The organism is Enterococcus sp. 5B3_DIV0040 (assembly GCF_002140755.1).
In the GTDB taxonomy this organism is placed as follows: domain Bacteria; phylum Bacillota; class Bacilli; order Lactobacillales; family Enterococcaceae; genus Enterococcus_D; species Enterococcus_D casseliflavus.
In genome coordinates this window covers 1,854,841-1,873,289 of sequence record NZ_NGLC01000001.1, presented here as the reverse complement: position 1 = coordinate 1,873,289, position 18,449 = coordinate 1,854,841, and the positions used below count along the sequence as shown (strand labels likewise).

Genomic DNA, 18,449 nt, shown 5'->3' with positions numbered 1-18,449 from the left:
AATGGAGGCAAAAACGTATGAATGAAGATAAAAACCTTGTATTAAATGCAAGTCCTGAATTAGGCGAGATCGTCATCGCACCAGAAGTGATCGAGATCATTATTGGGATCGCTGCTTCTAAAGTGGAAGGTGTCTATGGGATGCGAGGAACACTGGCAAACAGTGTCACTGAATTATTAGGTCGCGCAGCTCATGGCAAAGGGGTCTACTTAACGATCGATGAAACAGGGATCAAAGTGGACATCTACTGCTATATCACTTATGGGATGTCAGTGCCTAAAGTGGCAATGGAGATCCAAGAACGGGTCAAACAGCAAGTCTTATTTATGACAGATGTACAACTGGCTGAAGTAAATGTTCATGTTGTGGCAGTCGTGCCAGAAAAAGTAGATTTACCAGACATCGAAGAATTATTTGGAAACGACGAGGAAGAAAATGAGTAAAGAATTATCACGGCATGAAATACGGAAAATGGCGTTACAAGCTTTATTTCCACTAGACTTTAATAAAGATTTAACGAAACAAGATGCCATCATGCATGCCATCGAGTTGGAACACCATGAATTGATCGATGAAGAACAAGAGCATTTTGTGCCTGTTTATTTAGATCAATTAGTGGCAGGTGTCTGTCATTACAAAGAAGCCTTGGATGAGGTCATTCAAAGTCATTTAAAAGCTGGTTGGAAAATCCAGCGTTTATCAAAAATGGACGTGACGATTTTACGAATTGCTTTGTATGAAATGATCTATGTGGATAATGTGCCGAATCGTGTGGCTTTGAATGAAGCGATCGAATTAGCGAAAACCTTTAGTGACGATCAGTCCAGAAAGTTTGTCAACGGTATTTTATCGACAGTCAATCAAGAGCTAGAAACAAAAACCAACCAAGTAAGTGAGTAATTTTCAGCCCTAACACGATCGATCAAAAGAGATCAGCTTTTTTTCGATCGAGTCAGAAACCGAACGATTTATGAGCAACCGCCTTGTTTTGACGGTCCTGCTTGATCGTTCGGTTTTTTTTGCACGCACTTTGTCGGTTTACCCTCGTTTTTTCCGAAAAAAGGGAGCCTTAGACGGTGTTTTTCTTTTCAGAAAATGCTATGATAGAAAACATGAAGAAGCATATCGACAAACGATTGGTGCGTTTCTTTTTACAAAATAAGTCAGTATAATCAGGTTGGAGGAGTTGTCAGAATGGGTACATTAATCAATGGAAAAGAATTGGCTGAAAAAATGCAAGCAGCGTTTCTTTCAGAGACAGCAACACTAAAAGATCAGGGTGTGACACCGGGATTAGTTGTTTTGCTTGTTGGAGAAGACAAAGCGAGTCAGACTTATGTGAAAAATAAAGAACTAGCTGCGGCGAAAATCGGCATCAATTCCCGTGTTGCCCGCTACCCTGAATCCATTACTGAGGCAGAATTATTAGCAGAAATCGAGCAGTTCAATAACGATGATGCCTTTCATGGAATTTTGGTTCAACTTCCTTTGCCAAAACATATCAATGAAGAAAAAGTACTGTTAGCCATCAAACCAGAAAAAGATGTCGACGGCTTTCATCCAATCAATTTAGGAAAATTATTCGCAGGTGTACCTGACCGAATTCCTTGTACCCCTTATGGCATTATGAAAATGTTTGCTGCGTATGGGATCGAATTGGAAGGGAAAAATGCCTTAGTGATCGGTCGCAGCAACATTGTCGGAAAACCAATGGCGCACTTGCTCTTGGGGGCAAATGCCACCGTGACTATTGCTCATTCAAAAACCAAAAATCTGCCCGAGTTGGCAAAACAAGCGGACATTTTAGTCGTGGCTATCGGCCGCGGTCATTTTGTCACAAAAGACTTCGTAAAAGAAGGGGCTGTGGTGATTGATGTTGGGATGAATCGTGATGCCAACGGCAAGTTGATCGGCGATGTGAAATTTGATGAAGTCGAACCGATCGCTAGCTATATCACACCGGTACCTAGAGGTGTAGGTCCAATGACGATCACGATGTTGATGGCCCAAACGATCGAGGCAGCAAAGGAGACAATGAAAAACTAAATGGCGCAAGAATATTTAACGGTAACCGCATTAACAAAATATATCAAGCGTAAGTTTGACGTCGATCCGTATCTAGAGCGGGTTTATTTGACGGGGGAGATCTCCAATTTTCGTCGTCGCCCCAATCACCAATACTTTAGTTTGAAGGATGATGGTGCAAAGATTTCGACCGTCATGTTCAAAGGCGCTTTTGACAAGCTGCGCTTTCAACCAGAAGAGGGCATGAAAGTCATGGCGGTTGGGCGTATCACTCTGTATGAGGCAAGCGGAAATTACCAGATGGTGATCGATCATATGGAACCAGACGGTGTCGGCGCTCTTTATCAAGCCTATGAACAATTAAAGCAGAAATTGGCAGCAGAAGGTTTATTTTCTGCACCGAAGCAGTCCTTGCCGAAATACCCGAAACGCATCGCGGTTTTGACCAGTCCTAGTGGAGCGGTGATCAGAGATATCATCACGACGACACAGCGGCGTTATCCCATTGCTCAGATCGTTTTGTATCCAACCGTGGTACAAGGCAATAAAGCTGCGGATGATGTGGTGAAAAATATCCAACGAGTCGAAGCCGATGGGACCTTTGATACTATGATCATCGGACGTGGGGGTGGATCGATCGAGGACCTCTGGCCTTTCAATGAAGAACGAGTGGCAAGAGCCATTTTTGATGCAAAAACCCCCATTATTTCTTCAGTGGGGCATGAAACCGATACGACGATTGCCGATTTAGTGGCGGATGTGCGGGCGGCAACTCCGACCGCCGCTGCCGAATTAGCGGTGCCAGTGCTGTCGGAGGAGATTTTGCGGATCGAAGAAAGACAAGCCCGATTAGAGCAAGCATTTATGCACCAGATCCAGTACAAACAAGAACGCTATCAGCGAGTGATTGGATCGTATGTTTTTCGACAACCAGAGCGCTTGTATGAGGCACAGTCGATCAAACTCGATCAGTTGCAGCAGCGGATGCAGCAAGGCTTGCAAACCTTGCTTTATGACAAGGATCGCCAGGCACAGCAATTGATTTCACGGTTGGCCCAGCAACAACCAAAAGCGCGATTACAAGCCAGCAATCAAGAGGTCAGCTATCTTTCTCAACGCTTAACGAAAGCCATGAAAGATATTTATGCGGCAAAAGAAAATCAATTTGCAAATGCAGTCCAATCCCTTGATTTGTTAAGCCCACTAAAAATCATGGGACGCGGCTACAGCTATACCACGAAAAATGAGCAGGTGATCAAATCGATTGATGCGATCGAGCCAGAAGATCAGCTGACGATCCATTACCAAGATGGCCAAGCGCTGGTCGAAGTTATTAGTACAGAAGGAGTTAATCATGGCAAATCCAACATTTGAAGAATCATTACAAGAATTAGAAAAAATCGTAACCCGTTTGGAACAAGGTGATGTTCCATTGGAAGAAGCGTTAGATGCTTTTCAAAAAGGCATGGTTTTGAGCAAGCAATGCAAGGACACCTTGAGTAAAGCGGAAAAATCCTTAACAAAAATGATGACTGAATCCAATGAAGAAGTCCCCTTTGAAGAGGAAAGCCAATGAGTGCTTTGAAGGAATTTACGAAAGAACACGCCCCATTGATCGAAGAAGTTATGGAACGTTTTGTCAAAGAACACACTTCTGATCAACGACTATTTGAAAGCATGCAGTATTCGATCCAAGCTGGCGGCAAACGCATTCGCCCGCTTTTATTGGCAGCAACAGTCGCCGCTTTTCACAAACCCATCAATACCGCGGTGTACCAGTGTGCAGCAGCCCTAGAAATGGTGCATACGTATTCGCTGATCCATGATGATCTGCCAGCAATGGACAACGATGATCTGCGTCGAGGCAAACCCACCAACCATAAGGTTTTTGGTGAAGCTTTAGCGATTTTAGCTGGAGATGGTCTTTTGACGGCTGCGTTTCAATTGGTCGCTATGGCGGAAATCGAAGCCAATCAAAAAGTCTTGCTGCTGCAGCAGTTGAGTAAAGCAGCGGGCACGCAAGGGATGGTCGCCGGCCAAGCAGCTGATATTCAAGGGGAGAACCAAGCCCTTCGTCTTGAGGAGCTCATGTCAATCCATGAACGAAAGACTGGAGAATTGATCCGCTTTGCGGTGATTGCTGGTGGTGTCTTAGCCGACCAGACGGAAGAGGTTCTGCATGAATTGGATCGCTTTGCCCAGCATATTGGGTTAGCCTTTCAAATTCGCGACGATCTGTTAGATGCCACTAGTACGACCGAAGAGCTAGGCAAAGTTGTCCGCCGAGATGACGAGTTGGCGAAAAGTACCTATCCTGCTTTACTTGGCTTAGCAGGCGCGCAGCAAGCCTTGACTGAAGAATTGAGCAAAGCCAAAGAAATTCTGGCACAGTTAAGCCGATACGGTCAATTTACGCCGGATGTTTTATTGGCATTTGTGGAACGATTTGAGATTCGAGGGAACGCATGAAGAAAGAACGAGTAGATGTTTTAGCTGTCCAGCAAGGCCTCTTTGAGACCCGCGAGCAAGCCAAACGAGGAGTGATGGCTGGATTGGTGTACAAAGAAAAAAACAATGAGCGACTAGATAAGCCTGGAGAAAAAATTGCCGCAGATACACTGCTGCAGATCAAAGGGAAGAAGCTGCCTTATGTTTCTCGTGGTGGTCTCAAGTTAGAAAAAGCACTCAAAGTTTTTGATTTTGACGTAACCGATAAAATCATGTTAGATATCGGCGCTTCCACCGGTGGCTTTACTGATGCGGCGCTGCAAAATGGCGCCAAAAAAAGCTATGCACTGGATGTCGGTTACAATCAGTTGGCATGGAAGCTGCGGCAAGATGAGCGAGTGATTGTAATGGAACGGGTCAACTTCCGTTATGCAAAACCAACAGACTTCCTGGATGGTCTTCCTGAAGCTGCTACGATCGATGTTTCTTTTATTTCACTTAAACTGATCTTACCTCCCCTTTATGATATTTTGGTAGCGGATGGCGAAGTGATGGCGCTGATCAAACCACAATTTGAAGCGGGCAAAGAAGCGGTCGGAAAAAATGGGATCGTTCGTGACCCCAAAACCCATGAACGAGTGTTGGAGGAAGTACTGGCATTCGCTAAGAAAACAAAATTCGATGTATTAAACCTAAGTTTTTCACCAATCACTGGTGGCGAAGGGAATATCGAGTTTATCGTACATTTAAAGAAAAGCCTGCAAGAAGGCACCGCAGCAGGGATCGACATCCCGAAAGTTGTTGCATCAGCACATGAGACCTTTCATCAACCAAAATAAAGAATGGAAGAGAGTGGACATTTTACTTGTCGGCTCTCTTTCTTTCTTGCGCAAAATAGGATAAAATTAGTAGGAATTCATTCAGGAGGAACAAGAGATGAGAAAAAAAGAACGGCATCGCTTGATTACACGATTGTTAAGTGAACAAGATATTCAGAAACAAGAAGATTTTGTCGAGTTGTTAAAAGATCGCGGCGTCTCAGTCACACAAGCAACCATATCAAGGGATATCAAGGAATTGAAGTTAGTGAAAGTTCCTTCCCAAAAAGGCGGCTATCGCTATAGTATTCCACAAGAGACAACGGAAGACGTGAGTGGTAAACTAGATAAAATCCTAAAAACGGCGTTTGTTTCTGTCGATCGAATGGACAAATTTGTGATCCTGCGCACACTGCCTGGCAATGCTTCGGCTTTGGCGAATTTGATCGATAAGCGTTATGCCAAAGAGTTATTTGGCACGCTAAACGATGATGACAACGTCTTGATGATCACTAGAACAGAAGCAGATACCGAGAACCTATTCAAGGATTTCCAACGTTACGTATAAAAGAGGAGGCAAGGGATGCTTTTAGAATTGTCGATCCAAAATTTTGCGATTATCTCCAACTTGCACCTGTCTTTTCATGAGGGGATGACGGCTCTAACAGGTGAAACAGGTGCTGGGAAATCAATCATTATCGATGCGATGGGCTTACTAGCAGGTGGCAGAGGATCCAGTGACTATTTGCGTCAAGGCGCAGAAAAATGCCGTTTGGAAGGGATTTTTGAATGGCCGAATCAGCAGGAGTTCAAAGAGCTGACCGCAGATCTGGGTATTGATGAAGAGGAAGTTCTGATCGTACAACGGGATATCTCTCAATCGGGTAAAACTATTTGTCGTGTAAATGGTCGAACTGTTACCTTGTCGGTTTTGCGCCAAATCGGCTTGTTTTTAGTTGATATCCAAGGACAAAATGAGCATCAAGAGCTGCTGCAGCCAGAAAAACATTTGGCGTTGATGGATGGTTTTGGAGATGATGCCTTTAAAGCGGAACTTGCAAGTTACCGTCAAGCCTATCAAGCCTATCGCTCCTTAGAAAAACATGTGCGGACCATTCAAGAAAATGAACAGCTCTATGTGCAGCGAATGGACATGCTGCGTTTTCAACAAGAAGAGATCGCCCAAGCGGAATTGATGGAAAATGAAGAAGAGCAGCTGATCGATGAACGAGAAAAACTGACCAATTATCAAAAAATCGTGGATGCTCTAGGGCAAAGCTATGGCGCTCTATCCGCCGAAGAAGTTAATAGCCTAGATGGAGTCAGTGTGGCATTATCAGAGATCCAGTCGATCGCCCATCTTGATCCTGCGTATGAAAAAATCAGTGAAGCGATCCAAAGTGCGTATTACTTGTTGCAAGATGCAGCCACTGATATTTCGCGGCAAGTCGACAACCTTGAATTAGATGAAGGCCGACTGGAAGAAGTCATTTCACGGCTGGAAACGATTCGTCAATTGAAGCGCAAATACGGGGAGTCAATTCCTGTGATTCTTGCTTATTATGACGAGATCAGCAAAGAAATCAGCGAATCAGCCTATACGGAAGGTCAGTTGGAGCAATTAGAAGAAGAGCTTGCCCAAAAAGCTGAAGCAGTTTGGCAGCTGGCGGAAGCCTTGCACGTCAAACGACGTGAATTGGCTCATCGTTTAGAAAAAGAAATCGTTCAAGAGTTAAAAGAGCTGTATATGGAGCACGCGCAATTTGAAGTACGGTTTGCATCTGGCTCAAAACAATTAAGCAGCAGCGGCTTTGATACCGTGGAGTTTTATTTGACCACCAACCCCGGTGAAGGCATGAAACCGTTAGTGCGAGTTGCTTCTGGAGGAGAGCTTTCCCGAATCTTATTAGCGCTTAAATCGATTTTCTCCCGCAAGCAAGGAATCACTAGTATTGTCTTTGATGAGGTGGATACTGGGGTCAGTGGCCGAGTAGCCCAGGCGATCGCCGAAAAAATCGCCAAGATCGCTGCGAATTCGCAAGTCTTGTGTATCACCCACTTGCCGCAAGTAGCGGCTGTGGCGGACAATCAATATTTTATCGAAAAAGCAATTCAAGAAGGTCGGACAGAAACCCATGTCCGTAAATTATCAGAAGAAGAACGAGTGGCTGAGATCGCCCGTATGCTCTCAGGTGCAGAAATCACCGATTTAACAATCGAACATGCACGAGAACTATTGGCGCTGGCTCACCGATAAAAATTGGAAACACTTATAGAAAGATTCAGGAGATGATGGACCCGCAAGTTTCGTCTGCCATCCTTTCCTGATCTTCTTTTTTGCAGGAGGACATGATGAGAAAAAGAACAAAAGTCTTGATCGGTGTATTGATCACCGTTGTTATTTTAATTATTGCCGGTTGGGTCGGTTGGCAACAACTGCATTACCCAGCAGTGGATGCTGCAGTTACAGCTGCGAAAGAGGCAGATGAGGAGGGAAATGTCCTCTATTTTGCTGGAGATGAAGAAAAGCCTTTGGTTATTTTCTATCCTGGTGCGCTTGTCGATGCCGAAAGCTATAGTGTATGGGCAGCAGGTTTAGCGGAAAAAGGCTATCCTGTCGCGATCGTTAAAATGCCCTTTAACATGGCTGTTTTAGCAGGCAATCGTGCAGAAGAGGTCTTGAAAGAAATTCCCCATAGCTCCTATGTCATTGGTGGTCATTCATTAGGTGGCGTCATGGCAAGCCGTTTTGCAGCGAATCAGTTGGCTGAAAACGACAACGAGTTAAAAGGCGTCTTTTTCTTTGCTAGTTACCCAGATGAAAAAGGATCCTTAGCTGATCAATCGATTGCTGTGTTGTCACTCTCAGGCAGTCATGACCAAGTAGTGAATCAGGAAAATTGGCAAGCTGCCCGCAGCCTCCTTCCAGAAACTACGACGTTCCAAACGATCGAAGGCGGCATTCATGCTGGCTTTGGTACCTATGGGGTACAAAAAGGAGAAGCAGCAGCGGATCTACCAAATGAAGCACAGCAAGAAGCCATCATTGAGCAGATGGCGGCATGGTTAAGTGAATTAGAATAAAAAAAAGACGGCAGAAGATGCATAGGAATGCTTCTTTCTGCCGTTTCGATTCAACAGACATTTTGGGGAAATGTTGATGAAATCGTGAAAACGCTGAACATAACAACATATTGTACTTGATTGGGGAAGCAAGATTAATAATTATGTTCTTTTTAAAATACGTTTCCTCTCACAGTATAGCACAGCATACCTTCTGGATGCACGTAATTTAATTAAGAAATCTTGTCATTTTATTTACAAAATAGTTATTTTGTAAAAGAAAAAAAGCGTTTTAAATAAAGGATCAGACTCAGCTTAAGAAAAAAAAGCAAATAATAATTTTCATTGATTTCAACTAATGGTAAAATGAAAATAATTGATTTTTACAATCAATGACTTTCGAAAGTACAAGGAGCGTTATGATGAAAAAATTAAAACTTCTAAGTCCTATCATCGGATTGGTTATTTTACTCTCAGGATGTGCAAGCTGGGCAGATCGAGGAGAATCGATCACAGCAGTCGGGTCTTCTGCCTTGCAGCCACTCGTAGAAACCGTTGCGGAAGAATTTCAAAACTCAAATCCTGGGCGATTTATCAATGTCCAAGGAGGCGGGAGCGGCACTGGGTTAAGTCAAGTCCAAGCAGGCGCAGTCGATATTGGGAATTCTGATTTGTTTGCAGAAGAAAAGCCAGGGATCGATGCGGATGCACTCGTTGACCACCGAGTGGCAACGGTGGGTATCACACCGATCGTCAACAAAGGCGTCGGGATCACGGATATTTCAACAGAGGACTTAAAAAATATCTTCTTAGGAAATATTACAAATTGGCGTGAAGTTGGTGGAAATGATCTGCCCATCGTTTTGTTGAATCGGGCGACTGGAAGCGGCACGAGAAGTACGTTTGAAAAATGGATCATGGATGGTGAAACAGCGATTCCTTCCCAAGAGCAAGATTCTAGTGGGATGGTCCGTTCGATCGTTTCAGATACACCAGGCGCCATCAGTTATGTTGCATTTTCTTATGTGACAGATGAAGTCAACGTCCTTTCGATCGATGGGGTTCAACCAACGATTGAAAATGTAACGACCAATGATTGGAAAGTTTGGGCTTACGAGCATATGTATACAAAAGGAGAACCAACGGGATTGACCGCTGAATTTCTCGAATATATGCTTTCTGATGAAGTACAAGAGCATATCGTCGGGGATCTGGGTTATATTCCAATTTCCATCATGCAGGTGGAAAGAGATTGGGAAGGCAACATCGTCGAGTAATCTTTACACAAAATTTACACAAGCTTTAACAGAAATTGATGTTGAACCGATAAACTAATGGTTATGAGTTTAGTTTGATTTTTGAGGAGGAACCCTCGTGGAAAATGTAAAAGAAGTGTTAACAAAAAAATCCAAGCGCGCAAGAATGGAACAAAGAGGAAAGCTGGTTAGCTTTCTATGTATTGCGTTGATTGTATTGGTTGTGATCTCCATTTTTTATTTCGTTGCTAGCCGTGGATTAGCGACATTCTTTGTAGACAAAGTCAATGTTTTCGACTTTTTGTTTGGTACGCAATGGAATCCAAGTGCTGTTGGTCCTGATGGACAACCATTAGTAGGTGCTTTACCGATGATCCTTGGTTCGTTCTTCGTAACCTTCCTATCAGCGATCGTCGCAACACCATTTGCGATCGGTGCAGCAGTCTTTATGGTGGAGATCTCCCCTCGTAACGGAGAGAAGATTTTGCAGCCCGTCATCGAACTATTAGTCGGTATTCCTTCTGTAGTTTATGGTTTTATCGGTTTGTCTGTCATTGTACCAGCAGTCCGTTCTGTTTTTGGCGGTACAGGGTTTGGGATCTTGGCGGGGACCTTTGTCCTATTTATCATGATTTTGCCGACAGTGACTACGATGACTGTCGATGCGTTACGGGCAGTCCCTCGGCACTACCGTGAGGCATCCTTAGCTTTAGGGGCAACACGCTGGCAAACGATCTATAAAGTTGTTTTACGAGCAGCTGTCCCTGGGATTTTAACGGCGGTTGTTTTCGGAATGGCTCGCGCATTTGGGGAAGCATTGGCGATCCAAATGGTTATCGGTAATGCGGCATTGATGCCGACGAGCTTAGTGACACCTGCATCAACATTGACATCGATCTTAACCATGGGTATTGGGAATACGATCATGGGAACAGTCCAAAACAACGTTCTATGGTCATTAGCCTTGATTCTCTTATTGATGTCCTTACTATTTAACATTGTCATTCGCTTTATTGGGAAGAAAGGAGCATTGAAATAATGAATGCAAAACGTTCAGATAAAATTGCTACCGGCGTCTTGTATGCTGTTGCTGGAGTCATTGTTTTGATTTTGGCTTCCTTACTATTGTACATTTTGGTACGTGGTATTCCCCATATCAATTGGGAGTTTCTGACTTCTTCTTCAAAAGCGTATCAAGAAGGTGGCGGGATCGGCATCCAATTGTTCAATTCCCTATACTTGCTTTTAGTGACAATGATCATTAGTTTTCCGATTTCTTTAGGAGCGGGGATCTACTTATCAGAATATGCGAAGAAAAACTGGTTGACGGATATCATTCGGACATCGATCGAAATCTTGAGTTCACTGCCTTCTGTGGTTGTCGGTCTTTTTGGTTTCTTGGTCTTTGTTATCCAGTTTGGTTATGGCTTTTCGATCATTTCAGGTGCCTTGGCATTGACTTTCTTCAATTTGCCACTATTGACTAGAAATGTGGAAGAATCTCTACAAGCGATTCATTATACGCAGCGTGAAGCGGGCTTGTCTTTAGGCTTATCCCGTTGGGAAACTGTCACACGCATCATTGTCCCAGAAGCAACACCAGGGATTTTGACTGGGGTCATTCTAAGTTCTGGTCGGATTTTTGGTGAAGCGGCAGCGCTGATCTACACTGCAGGACAAAGTGCACCGGCCCTTGATTTTACAAACTGGAATCCATTGAGTGTTTCCAGCCCGATCGGTCTTTTCCGACAAGCGGAGACGCTGGCAGTCCATATTTGGAAAATCAATACAGAAGGTACGATGCCTGATGGCGCTCAAGTTTCAGCCGGGGCTTCGGCGGTATTGATCATTGCCGTCTTGCTATTTAACTTTGGCGCCCGTGCAGCTGGCAAACGGTTGTACAAGAAAATGACGTCAGCATAAGGAGAATGACAGTATGAACGATTACAATTGGGACGATCGAAATATCATTACCTTCGATAAACCAGAAGATGTGGCGCTTTATACCACTGACTTGCATGTATGGTATGGATCAAATGAAGCCATCAAAGGCATTGATCTACAATTTGAAAAAAATAAAATCACCGCATTGATCGGACCTTCCGGTTGCGGTAAATCAACGTATCTGCGTTCTTTGAATCGAATGAATGATGGGATCGCAAATACGAGAGTCACAGGAAACATCATGTATAAAGGAGTCGACGTCAATACAAAAGAAGTCGATGTTTTCGAAATGCGCAAGCGTATCGGCATGGTTTTCCAACGACCAAACCCTTTCAGTAAATCGATCTATGACAACATCGCCTTTGCTTTGCGACGTCATGGAGAAAGAAACAAAAAGAAATTGGATGAAGCAGTCGAAACCAGCTTGAAACAAGCCGCACTTTGGGATCAAGTAAAGGACAGCTTAGACAAAAGTGCTTTGGCATTGTCCGGTGGACAGCAGCAACGTCTGTGTATTGCTCGAGCAATTGCGATGAAACCAGATATTTTGCTTCTAGATGAACCAGCTAGTGCCCTTGATCCAATCTCGACCGGGACAGTGGAAGAAACTCTTATCAACTTGAAAAACGACTATTCTATCATCATCGTGACCCATAATATGCAGCAAGCTGCTCGGATCAGCGATTATACTGCCTTTTTCTACTTAGGAAATGCGATCGAGTACGATGAGACCCGTAAGATATTTACTCGTCCAAAAATTAAAGCAACAGAAGATTACGTATCCGGTCATTTTGGCTGAGCCGATTCGATCAGTAAACGGAGGCAAAACAATGGCAGAAGAAATTATTACATCGAAAGATCTGCATTTATACTACGGAAAAAAAGAAGCATTAAAAGGAATCGACCTTTCCATCAAAAAAGGCGAGATCACAGCAATGATCGGACCTTCAGGTTGTGGGAAATCGACCTACTTGCGTTCTCTTAATCGAATGAATGATTTGATCCCTGGTGTGACAATTACAGGAAGTGTTGTCTATAAAGGGAAAGACATTTATAGTCCAAAGCAAGACATCGTTGATTTGCGCAAAGAAATCGGGATGGTTTTTCAACAACCGAATCCTTTTCCCTTTTCAATTTACGAAAATGTGATTTATGGGTTAAAATTAAAAGGAGTCACGGACAAGGCGATTCTTGATAAGACGGTAGAAGAAAGCCTGAAAGCAGCTTCTGTCTGGGAAGATGTCAAAGACAAACTTCACCAAAGTGCGCTTTCTTTATCAGGTGGACAACAGCAGCGGGTTTGTATCGCTCGGGTATTGGCTGTCGATCCAGAAATCATTTTGCTGGATGAACCAACCAGTGCGTTAGACCCCATTTCATCAGGGAAAATCGAGAATACCCTTCTAGCACTGAAAGAACGCTACACCATGATCATCGTGACTCACAACATGTCACAAGCTTCAAGAATCTCAGATAAAACCGCGTTCTTTTTGGACGGTAACTTGATCGAGTTCAATGACACGAAAAAAGTGTTCCTAAGTCCAAGCAAAAAAGAAACAGAAGATTATATCTCAGGAAGATTTGGTTAGGAGGAAAAGGGATGTTGCGTACACAATTTGAAGAAGAATTATTAAATTTACACAATCAATTTTATGAAATGGGGATGCTAGTCAGCAGTGCCATTCATAAATCTGTGCGAGCATATGTCAGACATGACAAAGAAATTGCGCAGGAAGTAATTGAAAATGATTTGGCGATCAACAATATGGAAGTTCGTTTAGAAAAAAAGAGCTTTGAGATGATTGCTTTGCAACAACCAGTAACGACCGATCTACGAATGATCATTACTGTAATGAAAGCAAGCTCTGACTTGGAGCGGATGGGGGACCATGCGGTATCCATCGCGAAGTCAACGATTCGGGTCAAAGGCGAAACGCGGATTGCCGAAATCGAAAAAGAAATCTCAGATATGTCGGATTACGTCAAAAAAATGGTTGATAATGTCTTAGTGGCGTATGTAAAAACTGATCAAGATGATGCCCGCATGATCGCTCAAATGGACGATCGGGTCAATGAATATTACAAAGACATTTATTACAAAACGATCGAGAGTATGAAAGAAAATCCAGAAACAGTTGTCAGCGGGACCGATTATTTATCCGTTGCTCAATACTTGGAACGAATCGGTGACTACGTAACGAATATTTGTGAATGGATCGTGTATCTTGCTACTGGGAAAATCAGTGAATTGAATACAAACCGTACGGAAATGATTTAAGAAACAGCTTGGGTTCTTGATCACATATCTCTTTTAAAAGAGATGGGACGGACCGTCGAAAGAAGTTGTCCTTTAAGGAGTAACTTCTCTCGGCGGTCTTTTTGATTTGAAAGAATCGCTTCAATCGATGACGTAAATAGGATAGGCAAATTAGAAAATGGCTCCTCCGTAAAGATGGCCAATGGAAATCGATTCTATCGTCCCTGAAATTTACTAGTTGAGCCGTCTATTCTTTTCGTCGCCGACCTGCAGTGAAAGGAGCAATCACTCATTTACTCTAGCAGGCCTATTCCTTAAGCCTTCTACTAGCTGAAACTTTTGTTTCTATTGGTTTTTCGTGGTACTGTTAATAATAGGAAGGTCGTTTTGAGCCTAGTGTAATGAAGAAAAAGTGTCGGTTTTGCTTGCCAATCTGCAGATTGAGAAAAACTTGGTACTTAAGACCTATGACACTTTTGCAAAAACAAGGCATAATAGGTTCGTAAGCTAAACTTGCAATCACACATTTGCTGAAGGAGGCAATTTCCATGAACGAAAGAGAACGTATATTGGATCTAGTAAAAAAAGGTGTGCTTTCTACAGAAGAAGCCTTGGATTTACTAGAAGGTATGGCAAAAGCCAAAGACGAAAAACAAATTAACAAAGCTGCTGCTGAGGTAACCGCGGATAAGAATGCGACAAGCCCATTTGATGATACTGAAAACGACGATGAGATGTTCACGTTTGACGGCGAAGAAAAACTTCGTCAAAACGAAGCGCAAGACAAAGAAAATCTTGAAAAGATTCTCGATGGTTTAGCAACGGAAGCCAACCAAGCATCTGCTGAGTTGGACGAAATCAATGCTGAAATTCTTGGCGTCAAAGAAGAATTAAAAGAAGCACAAGAAACACTGATGCAATTGAACACCAAAGAAGAGTTGGATCAATTGTCAGAAGATGAATTGGCTACGCGTCACGAAACAGAAGCGACCATTACTGCCTTGGAAGAAACCTTAGATGGTTTATCTGAAGAAAAAGCAGAATTGGAAGCAAAATTAAAAAATATTCGCAAAGACCAATGGTCTCAAACAAAAGAAAAAATTTCTCAAAAATTAGATATTCCAGAGGATTGGAAAGAGCAAGCGACTGACACCTTTAACCAAGTAAGTGAAAAAATGGTCGATGCCAGCACACACTTCGGACACTTCTTGAAGAAAACGGTTCGGGCAGTGACAGAGTCAGTCAATGACAACATGGAATGGAAAGACATCAACTTGAAAGTTCCTGGTGTTGCAGCGACAAAATTTGAGCACACATTCAGCTATGATGAAACGGCAGCGACATTGATCGATGTGAAATTGGCAAACGGCAATGTTTCCTTCCAATTATGGGATGAACCAGGTGTCAAAGTAGATGCCAAAATCAAACTATATGGTAAAATGGATGCGGCGGAGCCTTTCGATGCTTTTGAAGCAAGAAGCCAAATCAATGTCGATGATGAACGCATCTCTTTCCAAATTCCCAACAAACGCATTCGTGCCGATCTCGTTTTCTACTTGCCAAAACGTACCTATGATCATGTGGCAGTGAAATTGTTGAACGGCAATGTTACATTCAATGAATTGGATGCGAAAGATGTCTATACAAAATCAACAAACGGCAATATCGATTTCCGCAAAGTAAACGCATCGATGTTAGAGATTGAAGGCGTGAATGGAACGATCACTGTTCAAGAGGGTGAGATTTTAGATGCCATTATCGAAACGGTGAACGGCGACGTTACGTTGACAGCAACGCCACAAAATACCGGTATTTCTTTAGTTAACGGCAATATCCGTGTGACCTACAAAGAAGAAACGGTCCAAAAATTAAACGCCAGCTCTGTAAACGGGAATGTCAAAGTAGCATTACCGACAGGAATCGGTTTTGAAGGGATCGCAAAAACAAGTTTAGGTAGCATCAACAATCGTTTAAGCGAGATGGAAGTTGTGCGTGAGAAAAAAGAACGCCTAAACCAACTATTGCAATTCCGTCGGGTTGCCGATAAAGTCGCTCAAATTGATCTATCCACAACAACAGGAAATGTCTTTATCAAAGATACAGACAAATAAGAATCGCTGGGTTTACACTCATTAAAGAAAAGAAGGAAGGTGTAGATAAATGAACAAAAAATTAACAAAATCAGCCAATAACGTTGTCATTACAGGTACTCTAGGGGGGCTGGCAGAATACTTGCGAATTGATCCAACCATCGTTCGCGTGATCTATGTCTTTCTATCTTTAGTGACTGCTGCGTTTCCTGGAATCACTTTATATATCATCATGGCGGTCTTGATTCCTTCTGGTCGCAAGAGTACCTCAGGATATGGCCACGACAATCACTACTACAAGCAAAACAAATACAATGAAGCAAATCGTCCCCGTAAAGAAGCGGAAAAGGTGGAGGATGAGGACTGGAGTGACTTCTAGTGTCTTATTTTCAACGGCTTATCATGAATACATTGACGTTTGTCACATTGGCGGTTCTATTACCAAATATGATCCATGTTCAAAGCATTATGACTGCAGTGATCGCCAGTTTCGTACTGTCGATCCTGAATGCTTTGATTAAACCAATTCTGATCGTCATTTCATTTCCATTGACTTTACTGACGCTTGGTTTCTTCACTTTTGTGATCAATGCGCTCATGCTGAATTTGACTTCATATTTTGTTGGGTCAGCCAACTTCGGCTTATCCTCGTTTGGGGCAGCGCTATTAGTGGCACTGATCATGTCAGTGATCAATATGATCGTGACTGAACACCATATCGAAAAATATTCACGTTAAAAAGACGTTTCACGTGTTCTCCCACTAGCTATGAAGCTAGTGGAGAAACGGAAACGTCTTTTTTTAGTTTAACTGTTCTTCTTTGATAGCAGCAAGGTACGTATCTACTGCCTGTAACGTCTCATCAAGCGCCCCTTTTTCAAAAGGTGAACGCAAATGAGCAAGAGACAGGATCTCAAGGAATGTTTTCGTGCCGCCGACTTCGCAGATGGCCAAATAATCTTGCCAAGCGGTTTCGTCTTTTGCCACGATGAATCGATACCAAAATTGGAACGCACACACTTGCGCCAATGTATAATCGATATAATAGAAAGGTGATTCAAAAATATGCCCTTGTCTAAACCAATACAAGCCACGATCAAGGTCTGGATATTCTGAATAATCCCGTTCTGGGCAATATTGGCGCTCTAATTCCCGCCAACGGGCTTTGCGCTGTGCTGGTGACCACTCAGGATGCTCATAAACCTCTTGTTGGAAGTGATCCACTAAAACGCCATAAGGCAGAAATTGCAGGCTGCTAGCAAGATGCGCAAATTTGTATTTTTCTGTTTCTTCTTCAAAAAAAGCATCCATCCATGGCCAGGCGATAAACTCCATCGACATTGAATGGATCTCGCAAGACTCATAATTGGGAAAGAGAATTTCCGGTTCTTTGATCCAACGAGAGCGAAAGGCTTGAAACGCGTGGCCAGCTTCGTGGGTCAAAACATCGACATCGCCAGAAGTGCCGTTAAAGTTGGCAAAGATAAATGGCGATTGATAGTCTTGGATAAACGTACAATAGCCGCCAGATTGTTTGCCTTTTTTGCTTAGTAGATCAAGTAGGTCATGCTCGACCATAAAATCAAAAAATTCGCCAGTTTCAGGGGATAGTTCCTGATACATCACACGGGCTTTTTCCACTAGTTCTTCAGGAGTTCCTTTAGGCTCTGCGTTACCACTAGGATAAACAAGCGGTAGGTCGGTAAAGGTTGCCTGAGTCAATTGATTACGCTGCGCCTGTCTTTGGTATAGTTTTTGGGTAATTGGGACGACTTTTTCTAAAATTTCCCGACGATAGGTCTCGATCATTGAACGATCATAGTCCCAACGATTCATTTGGGTATCCGCAAAGGCAACATAATTTTCAAAGCCGAGCTTGTGGGCAATCTCGGTACGAACCTTGACCATCTCGTCATAAATTTGATCAAAACGGTCTTCATTTTCCGTGAAGAAAGCCGATTGTTTTTCAAACGCTTCTTTTCGAACACCGCGATCTTTGTTTTCGGTAAATGGTCGCAGTTGTGCGAGGGTATAGGTTTCTCCTTGGAAGTCGATTTGGGCAGAAGCGACCAATTTGCTGTAATCAGAAGCCAATTGGTTTTCTTTTTGAAATAATTCGATCAAGGCCTCATCAAAAAGCTTCACACGGCTTTCGGCAAATAAAAAAAGTGTTTCTGGATATTCGGCTTTTAATTCATCTAAGACAGGTGAAGCCAGGAGTGCTTGATAGAATTGGAAATCCAGAGCTTCAAAATGAGGCTGGTATTCATTCCAAAAGGTGTCTTCTGCTTCATAAAAGGCATCGTTGGTATCGATCGAATAGCGGATCGAAGCCAAGTTCATTGCGGTATCGATCGTTCCTCTTAGTTCGTTCAAAGCATCAAGAGCTTGCTTCGCCTCCGAGAAGGTATCGGCTGACTGAAGGTTTGCTAATGCTTTTTTGAATGTTTCTTGATAAACTGGAAAATCAGGGCGTTGATACTTGTATGCTGAAAATTTCATTAAAAATCCCTCCTTAGTAAAATAATAACACAAACGAAAAAGAATG

General features: G+C 43.0%; 20 protein-coding genes. 19 read left to right on the top strand and 1 reads right to left on the bottom strand.

Going from position 1 to position 18,449, the window contains the following annotated elements:
- Positions 1-17: 17 nt before the first annotated feature.
- From A5883_RS08860 to A5883_RS08765, 19 genes are all read left to right on the top strand, one after another.
- Positions 18-443, top strand: a complete 426-nt coding sequence (locus A5883_RS08860) for an Asp23/Gls24 family envelope stress response protein (RefSeq protein ID WP_005225770.1) — start codon at positions 18-20, stop codon at positions 441-443.
- Positions 436-900 carry a transcription antitermination factor NusB gene (nusB, locus tag A5883_RS08855; RefSeq protein WP_081116530.1) on the top strand — a complete coding sequence of 155 codons (465 nt, stop codon included), beginning with the start codon at positions 436-438 and terminating at the stop codon, positions 898-900. The genes A5883_RS08860 and nusB overlap by 8 nt, the downstream gene beginning before the upstream one ends.
- A 294-nt stretch (positions 901-1,194) precedes the next feature.
- Positions 1,195-2,046 (top strand): bifunctional methylenetetrahydrofolate dehydrogenase/methenyltetrahydrofolate cyclohydrolase, encoded by an 852-nt coding sequence (locus tag A5883_RS08845; RefSeq protein ID WP_086292168.1) that lies wholly within the window; start codon positions 1,195-1,197, stop codon positions 2,044-2,046.
- On the top strand, positions 2,047-3,399 hold the full coding sequence (gene xseA, locus A5883_RS08840; RefSeq protein WP_010747995.1) for an exodeoxyribonuclease VII large subunit: 1,353 nt from the start codon (positions 2,047-2,049) through the stop codon (positions 3,397-3,399).
- Entirely contained in the window at positions 3,380-3,601 is a 222-nt protein-coding gene (locus A5883_RS08835) for an exodeoxyribonuclease VII small subunit (protein WP_086338350.1), read from the top strand. The genes xseA and A5883_RS08835 overlap by 20 nt, the downstream gene beginning before the upstream one ends.
- Entirely contained in the window at positions 3,598-4,494 is an 897-nt protein-coding gene (locus tag A5883_RS08830) for a polyprenyl synthetase family protein (protein ID WP_074535690.1), read from the top strand. The genes A5883_RS08835 and A5883_RS08830 overlap by 4 nt, the downstream gene beginning before the upstream one ends.
- Positions 4,491-5,312, top strand: a complete 822-nt coding sequence (locus A5883_RS08825) for a TlyA family RNA methyltransferase (protein ID WP_005225776.1) — start codon at positions 4,491-4,493, stop codon at positions 5,310-5,312. Before A5883_RS08830 ends, A5883_RS08825 begins: the two co-directional genes overlap by 4 nt.
- Positions 5,313-5,409: 97 nt before the next feature.
- On the top strand, positions 5,410-5,859 hold the full coding sequence (gene argR / locus A5883_RS08820; RefSeq protein WP_005225777.1) for an arginine repressor: 450 nt from the start codon (positions 5,410-5,412) through the stop codon (positions 5,857-5,859).
- Positions 5,860-5,874: 15 nt separating this feature from the next.
- Positions 5,875-7,548 (top strand): DNA repair protein RecN, encoded by a 1,674-nt coding sequence (gene recN / locus A5883_RS08815; RefSeq protein ID WP_016610293.1) that lies wholly within the window; start codon positions 5,875-5,877, stop codon positions 7,546-7,548.
- Positions 7,549-7,643: 95 nt separating this feature from the next.
- Positions 7,644-8,375 (top strand): alpha/beta hydrolase, encoded by a 732-nt coding sequence (locus A5883_RS08810; RefSeq protein ID WP_176323966.1) that lies wholly within the window; start codon positions 7,644-7,646, stop codon positions 8,373-8,375.
- Positions 8,376-8,776: 401 nt separating this feature from the next.
- Positions 8,777-9,631 (top strand): phosphate ABC transporter substrate-binding protein PstS, encoded by an 855-nt coding sequence (locus A5883_RS08805; protein WP_010748000.1) that lies wholly within the window; start codon positions 8,777-8,779, stop codon positions 9,629-9,631.
- A gap of 97 nt (positions 9,632-9,728) precedes the next feature.
- Positions 9,729-10,649: a phosphate ABC transporter permease subunit PstC gene (pstC, locus tag A5883_RS08800; RefSeq protein WP_005225781.1), complete on the top strand. Its 921-nt coding sequence runs from the start codon at positions 9,729-9,731 to the stop codon at positions 10,647-10,649.
- Positions 10,649-11,533 (top strand): phosphate ABC transporter permease PstA, encoded by an 885-nt coding sequence (gene pstA, locus A5883_RS08795; protein ID WP_005225782.1) that lies wholly within the window; start codon positions 10,649-10,651, stop codon positions 11,531-11,533. The genes pstC and pstA overlap by 1 nt, the downstream gene beginning before the upstream one ends.
- Before the next feature lie 13 nt (positions 11,534-11,546).
- Positions 11,547-12,353, top strand: a complete 807-nt coding sequence (gene pstB, locus A5883_RS08790; protein ID WP_005225783.1) for a phosphate ABC transporter ATP-binding protein PstB — start codon at positions 11,547-11,549, stop codon at positions 12,351-12,353.
- 31 nt (positions 12,354-12,384) lie between these two features.
- Positions 12,385-13,143, top strand: coding sequence for a phosphate ABC transporter ATP-binding protein PstB (gene pstB, locus A5883_RS08785; RefSeq protein WP_005235379.1), 759 nt, complete (start codon positions 12,385-12,387; stop codon positions 13,141-13,143).
- A gap of 11 nt (positions 13,144-13,154) precedes the next feature.
- On the top strand, positions 13,155-13,832 hold the full coding sequence (phoU, locus tag A5883_RS08780) for a phosphate signaling complex protein PhoU (protein ID WP_005225785.1): 678 nt from the start codon (positions 13,155-13,157) through the stop codon (positions 13,830-13,832).
- 527 nt (positions 13,833-14,359) lie between these two features.
- Positions 14,360-15,922, top strand: a complete 1,563-nt coding sequence (liaX, locus tag A5883_RS08775) for a daptomycin-sensing surface protein LiaX (protein WP_074931614.1) — start codon at positions 14,360-14,362, stop codon at positions 15,920-15,922.
- 49 nt (positions 15,923-15,971) lie between these two features.
- On the top strand, positions 15,972-16,280 hold the full coding sequence (locus A5883_RS08770; protein ID WP_010748006.1) for a PspC domain-containing protein: 309 nt from the start codon (positions 15,972-15,974) through the stop codon (positions 16,278-16,280).
- Positions 16,280-16,639: a phage holin family protein gene (locus tag A5883_RS08765; RefSeq protein ID WP_086338348.1), complete on the top strand. Its 360-nt coding sequence runs from the start codon at positions 16,280-16,282 to the stop codon at positions 16,637-16,639. Before A5883_RS08770 ends, A5883_RS08765 begins: the two co-directional genes overlap by 1 nt.
- A 63-nt stretch (positions 16,640-16,702) precedes the next feature.
- On the opposite strand, the gene A5883_RS08760 is transcribed toward A5883_RS08765, so the two are convergent.
- Positions 16,703-18,403 carry a M3 family oligoendopeptidase gene (locus tag A5883_RS08760; RefSeq protein ID WP_086338347.1) on the bottom strand — a complete coding sequence of 567 codons (1,701 nt, stop codon included), beginning with the start codon at positions 18,401-18,403 and terminating at the stop codon, positions 16,703-16,705.
- Between the last annotated feature and the right edge of the window lie 46 nt (positions 18,404-18,449).